General features: G+C 37.4%; 3 protein-coding genes. All 3 read left to right on the top strand.

The window, feature by feature from the left end:
• Positions 1-3,380: putative Ig domain-containing protein (locus PHT93_RS14830; protein WP_300244489.1), on the top strand; the 3,380-nt coding region annotated here is incomplete at its 5' end.
• 13 nt (positions 3,381-3,393) lie between these two features.
• Complete coding sequence (locus tag PHT93_RS14825; RefSeq protein ID WP_300244487.1) at positions 3,394-5,442, top strand: hypothetical protein; 2,049 nt, start codon at positions 3,394-3,396, stop codon at positions 5,440-5,442.
• 72 nt (positions 5,443-5,514) lie between these two features.
• A partial coding sequence (locus PHT93_RS14820) for a hypothetical protein (RefSeq protein WP_300244485.1) occupies positions 5,515-6,922 on the top strand: 1,408 nt, incomplete at its 3' end.

The raw sequence follows: 6,922 nt of genomic DNA, 5'->3' as shown, positions 1-6,922 counted from the left end.
GTATAGCCTCTGCGCCGAGCGCCGAACGGACAATAACTATAACTGCTCAAGACGCTAAAGAAAATTCGGCTGAAATAGAGATCGAAACAGCACGAATCCGTGGTGCCATTATCATTGAAAATCCATCACCTTATTATAAGTTTAAGGAATATGTCTTAGGCAGCGGCGATCAAGACTATTCTTTTACTATAAATACTATTACAGGTACTGGCACTCCACCTTATAGTTGGAGTATTAGCCAAGGCTCTTTACCTATTGGTATTTCTATGAATTGGAATTCTATTAATGGTTATTTAACTTTTTCTGGCACTCCAAAAGCTGCCGCAGATGCTTCTTCTGTTGAATTAACAATATCTGATTTTTATGGTGCAACAAATAAGATTAATATTCCAATCGGCAAGATTTACAACAGCTTAGAATGGAATAGCAAATTTCTGGGATGGAACTTTGAACATGATCTATCGAGCTGGTGGAGTAATCAGCCAATTGTTAAAATCAATAGAAGTTTCGCCGATCCGCAAATTAATTATAAGTATGCCGTTGAATTGGAAATCCATCGTAGTGCCGCTCAAAGTGGGAGCGAATATAATGCCCAGTTTAGATACGATTTTACTGAACCAGTAGACTTTACGTCTTATGAAAGCTTGACTTTTAAGTGGAAAAATACTACAGCGGCAGATATGATTCGCTTATTTGTAGCTGAAAAAGTAGGCGAAACCCTCGTCTTTGCAAGTGAACAGCGACTTGCTGAAGGGGCAAGCTTTATGACCGATTATCAAGACTTTACTTTAACAATTCCTTCTGATTGGAAAAAGCCAATTTCTCGTTTCCTTATCCAAATTGGTACTTATCACGCCCTCCCAGTAGATGGTATGGTTTATCTTTCCGAATTAAAGTTTACAGGAGTAGCCAATAAAATTACAATACCTGAAAGTAACGGCGACCAAGTTATCGGTCCGATAAAGATCGGGACCATCTTTGGTGGTAAATCGCCTTATACCTTAAGCGCACCGGGCTTGCCTCCATATCTTTTCTCAATAACTGGTCCAACAACTTCGCCATCTCTTTCCACTATAGGGCGTCCAGTTACAAAGACTGCGATGTCGGCGCGAACAATATCTGGATATGTGACAGATAGCTTAGGGGTTTCGGCGACTGTCCCGATAGAAATAGGTAAAATCAATGCCGGTTTAACTTTAGAGGCTTTAAATAGCTTTAAAGATATTCCTTTAGTAAAAAATCATTCTTATGTATCTACAAACGGAACTTCTTCGGGAGCGGGAGTAAGAATATTGCAAGCGAGTGGCGGCTCTCCGCCTTATACTTATGATTTATGTGATAGTATTGATGATCCTATCGTGACAGATAGAGCGATTTGTCCCGGAATAATCTTATCTGCTGATGGTTTAGTTAAAGGGCGCCCCACAGAAGCAGTAAATCAAACAAACTATGGCGGACGACTTCGAGTTACCGACAGTTTAGGCTATTCGGCGATTTATTCTGATGAATGGTGGTCTCCAACTGTATCAGAGATGTTGCAGAAAACAATGAGCAGTTATACTTTATCACCGACCTTAGTAAATACTAACTTCGAATCAGAGCCTCTTTTTACTGGTGGAGGAAGCGATGTAACTACTTTTTATTCAGGGCTTCCATCTGGAATTACTTTATCGAATAGAACAAGTGGCTGGTATTTAAAAGGAATCCTACAAGAAGTTAGCTCTACACCTACTGTTGGTTTAATTAGTATACAATTAAATAGTAATCAATATACTGGAAGCTTAAATTTATCTATGTCAGTTACTTTTGAAAAGATAATTGGTTATCTTACTTGGACACCAACGGTTAGTATACCTACAATGTCGATTAATACTCCTATTGCTGCAAAGGATATTACGCCTGTGCGAAACGGCGGACATCCGCCTTTTACCTATAGTATAACTAATGGCAGCCTTCCTACTGGATTAAGCTTGTCCTCGGCAGGGGTTGTATCTGGAACTCCAACGGTTTTGAATTCTAATAACGGTTCTATTACGGTATCGGTAACAGACAGTACTCCAAATACTCCTCAAACTAAGACAGGAATCGTTAATTATGGACCAGTGCTTCAGCATCCTCCTCTTCAATTCAATATAAATACAACTATCCCAAGAACAAATCCTAACTCGAACATCTCCCCAATCACTTTAAGAAATTTTGTGGTTAATGCTGTCGGCGACACTACTTTTGATTTTGCGAACGGTGGAACAACCGAAGATTGGCTTACAGTAAACCCAACTTCTTCAGTTTTGACTGGAAATACTGGTAATAATATCTCTTTAGGTAAAATTTACTCTTTAAGGGTAACAGATAGTCTTGGTAGAACAGCGGTTGGCTCTCTGTCAATGTATGGAGTCTTCTATTTATTTAGCTATAACGGCGAAACAGATATTCCCGCAGCAAAGGAAGGGCAATCAGTATCGTTTAATGTTGGTTCAAGAGTTAGTGGCAGCGTAGCGCCGTTTACCTACTCTCTGGTTTCTAACCCAAAAACTAACTGGTTATCAATAAATGCTTCTACTGGATTAATAACAGGAGTACGTCCTTCTGATTTTACTGAAGATGTTTCATTGCAAGTCATCGTGAATACTACTCAAACTTCAGTATTTTATCAAAATGGAGATCCTCAAAACATATACTTAACAGTCAAGAAGAACTTGCCGAACTTAGAGTTCCAATGGGTGCTTACCGATGGCTCAATTCCGTTAATCGAAACATTGATAGTAGGTTCTCATGACAAAAACGAGGTACCTGATCCAATAGTTTTAGCTTATGGTGATAGTTCAAATTATGTCTTCGGCGGCAATCCACCTTATAACTTTGGAGTTTATGATCCTCCGGGATACGAAAACTTGTCTCCTTATGTTTTGAATAACAATATTATTAGCGGTAGTAGCGGCAATATTGATAGAGAACGAAAAAAAGTACAGTTATTAGTTAATGACAGTGCATCAAGCCCTGCTCTTTTTGCAAAGGTCTTTGTTGCCGAAGTAAGTGACCCAATGAATCTTATAGGTGGGCAAGAAATTAATATAGAACATGATGGAAATAATGGTCAAACAGAAGTCTTTGAGATTAATTTGGCAAACTATATAGAAGGCGGTATTCGGCCTTATGGAGATGCTTATTTCAGTGCTACGAATTGGGATGACATAACTCAATCATACAATTCCTCTAACAATGTTATAACTATTACCCTTAAACCCGGGGTATTAGCTGCTGATGGATGGATTAAAGTAGTTAGTAAAGCTGAAGATATTAATGTGCTTTCATACGATGGAGCAAGGTCTATAGATGTCCCAGTTTCCTTAACATATCTTCCTTACGTACCGCCATCATGAAAGAAGGTATTAAATGACTGATTTTTTACAAGATAAAGACTTTTTAATTAAATTAAATAAGTATAAGATTAAAGAATATTGGGTTGCTCTTTCAATATTAGATTTTAATACTGAAAAACCTCTGGCGAGAATCGAAGGAAAGGCGATTAGCGGAAACTTAAATGTGACCGCTAAATCGCCGATTCGGCGTACCTGTTCTTTTCAGTTTATTTTAGATGCAGATACCGTAGATATTACAAACATAGACAATCTAATATCTATAAAAACTAAGATTAAATTTTTTATTGGAATTCAAAATCCATTCTTTAAAAACGAATCTTATCAGAAATATGGAGAAAAACTCTGGTTTAATCAAGGTGTTTTTGTTATTACAAAAGCCTCTTCCCAAGTTTCAACGAGTTCGGCGACAGTATCTTGCGAATTTATGGATAAAACTGCTTTTCTAAACGGCTTTTGCGGAGGGACTTTACAGTCTACTGTTGAGTTTCATGAAAAAATAATAATTGATAGCGAGGGTAATACTACTACAGAGTATCCTATAATTAAAGACATCATAAAAGAATTAGTTCATCACTTTGGCGGAGAGCATTATAGCCGTATCATAGTTGATGATGTTCCAGAAGTAGGTCGTCAATTAGTTCAATATAACGGCGATACGCCGATCAGGTTTACGGAAACTTCGGCAGGGACTTCCTTTATTATTAGCTCTTCTCCGCAAGACGGTTTCCCCAGAGTTTTTTATAAAGGTGACAATATTGGCTATTTAGAAGTTGATCTAACGTATCCCGGTGAACTGATTTTTCAGGCAGGGAGTTATGTTACTCAAGTATTAGATGCTATCGTTGATACTCTTGGCAATTATGAATACTTTTATGACACAGAGGGCTTCTTCCATTTTCAGCAAAAGAAAAATTTCTACAAGACAGGAAATGCTCCTTTAAACTTAAATGTAAACCAAGATTCAGAGATTTGGCAGCTATATTTAGCAAATTTTCCCGATAATAGTTATATTAATGAATTTGCAGATTCTTCCTTGATTTCCTCTGCCAGTTTTTCGCCAGATATCCAAAACATAAAAAATGATTTTGTAGTTTGGGGAAGTAGAAAAAGCGGAAATAATGAAAAATTGGTAAGGTATCATTTGGCGATAGATTCTCGCCCAAAACCAATTCCTTGGACAGACTATGAAAACGGTTCTTTATGCTTTAAAGATATCTATGAGATACGTGATTCTAAAACAAATGCAATCCTTAGGTATCAGATTGAAAATTCTCCCTTAACTGGAGAAAAGAGTTCTCTTTTTACTCCTAATTTGAAAACTGCTTTTAGTCATCTGCCAGAAGAATTTCACTTTAATTGGCGAGAAGAGCTATATCGACAAGCGCTTATGGCTTATGGTAGCTCGACAAAAGCCACTTATTACGATGAGGAATTAAAATCTGAATGGCGTTATCTTTTTGATCCGTTAAGTAATGGAAGCACAAAAAGTTTTAAGTCTGAATGGGAAAACTTATTCACTACTCCTTGGTATGGATATAATCCTGATACGATCAATGCTCCAGATAAAATCCAGTATTGGCTTGATATTATTGATTCTGATTCAATGATAGGCAAATATTCTGTAAATCAGCTTGGTAGAAGATGTCACGTAGTAAATAATGCTAAAATTAATGAAGTGTTCAGCAAAAATCCAGAAGATATTGTTTTCATTGAAAATAATAAAGACAGTAACGCCATGCTCGAAAAGGCGCAGTATTATATAAGTATAGGGCAAGCCTATTCTTTTGTTCGCCCAGATCAGATGAAGTATTTTTCTTATAAGAATTCTTTTGGCACTTGTTTTGAAGAGGCTCGAGAACTATTATATACAAAATGCTTATATAACGCAATGATTTCTGTTAGTAGTCTGCCTTTGTTTTATCTTGAAGTCAATCTGCCATTATTTATCAATTTTCCCCAAGGAAAAATATCTGGTACTTATATTTTAGAGCAATTTTCATGGAATATTGGCGGAACGCCGAGCATGAATTTTTCGGCAAGTGAAGCTGTAACAGTTATTTAAAATTTTCTGAACTAATATTATTTTTAACATTACTCAAGACTTATTCTATAAATCGAGGAAAGGAGACAATGAATGACCTCAAAGATGATTTTCGGAACTTCCCGAATCCTTGAAGTAAAGCCTTTAACTGAACTTGTTAGCGAAGTCATTATTAAAGTATGTTGGGTTTCCAATGAGCCTAATCCTAACTTTACGGTAATTACTGAAGAGGTAGGGGAAGAGCTTGGAGCTTCTATTCCGGGCGCACCAATTGTTGGCTTTTATAATCCAGATACTGGTGATTTTGAAGAGCATAGCCGTCGCTTTATTGTAAAAGATGGCGCTTTGGAAATACAAGACCTTACTCGACCTTATGGATTTGCTTCCTTAGAGAACCCTTGGTATCAAGATTTTGAAGAAGATGGCGAAATTCGTAAATACCTTATGTGTAAAGGGTTTTTATGGACGCGCCAGTATGCCGAAGCCAATAAAATAAAAGGAAAAGGGCAATCAATGGAATTGGATGAAACTTCCTATTCTGGATATTATGAAGATAATGTATTTATTTTCACGTCTGTTGCTCTTGATAGATTGTGTGTTTTAGGTGATAATTTTGCCCCTGCTTATGCCGGCGCAAAGTTTTTAACAGAATACACCCGAAAGACCGAAGAGCCAACTGAAGAGTTGGAAGATTTAGAGAAATTTTTTGGAAGGAGATATTATATATTGGGAAATAAATTAGTACAAAAACCTGTAATTCAATACAGTATTTCAATGGGTTGGGAACTCGATGATAAGATTCGAGCAATTTTAGACCAGCGAGGAACTTATACGGACTATTACGTGCAAAGTTGCTTTTATGAAGCCGATACCGCTTCTTTCTGGGCTTTAATAAAAGACTATGGCGAAGGAAAATACTATAAGCACTCTCTCGCAATAGGAACTGACGAAAGTATTGTTCTGGGAGAACAAAAACAGGAAGTAGCTTCCAAATGGGTACCAGTAGGAACAGATAAGCTTGATTATATACTTTTCAAAGTTCCAGAAAAGTATGCTGAAATATCTGATCCGCAACCAGAACCTACTCCAGAACCAGAGCCAACACCAGAACCTGCTCCAGAACCAACACCCGAACCAGAGCCAACACCAGAACCAGAGCCGGAACCAATACCTGAACCAGAATCAACGCCCGAGCCTACTCCAGAACCTACTCCAGAGCCAGAACCTGCTCCTGCTTTTGACTTTACTCTGGTAATCCAGCAAAAAGATGACGAAATCAAAAATATGGCTTCTCAAATCGCTTCTTTAGAAGCTTCGTTAACGGCTTATATGAAGATTCAAAAAGATGACTTATTTAAAAAGTATTCTAAAATTTTGTCAACAGAAGAAGTTAAACCCATTTTAGATTTTGCAGAAAAATCTTCTTCAATCGAAGAGATCGAATCTAAGCTGGCATTAACGTATGCGAGAAAGCAGTTATCGGCGGAGCCTCAAATGAGTC

Origin of the sequence: Massilibacteroides sp. (assembly GCF_028705895.1) — a bacterium.
In the GTDB taxonomy this organism is placed as follows: Bacteria; Bacteroidota; Bacteroidia; order Bacteroidales; family Tannerellaceae; genus Massilibacteroides.
Note: the sequence above shows the minus strand (reverse complement) of the source record. Positions and strands in the feature narration are given on the sequence as shown.

Coding starts and splice junctions, on each gene's coding strand:
- PHT93_RS14825 (WP_300244487.1), top strand. CDS start 3,394: ATGACTGATTTTTTACAAGATAAAGACTTTTTAATTAAATTAAATAAG.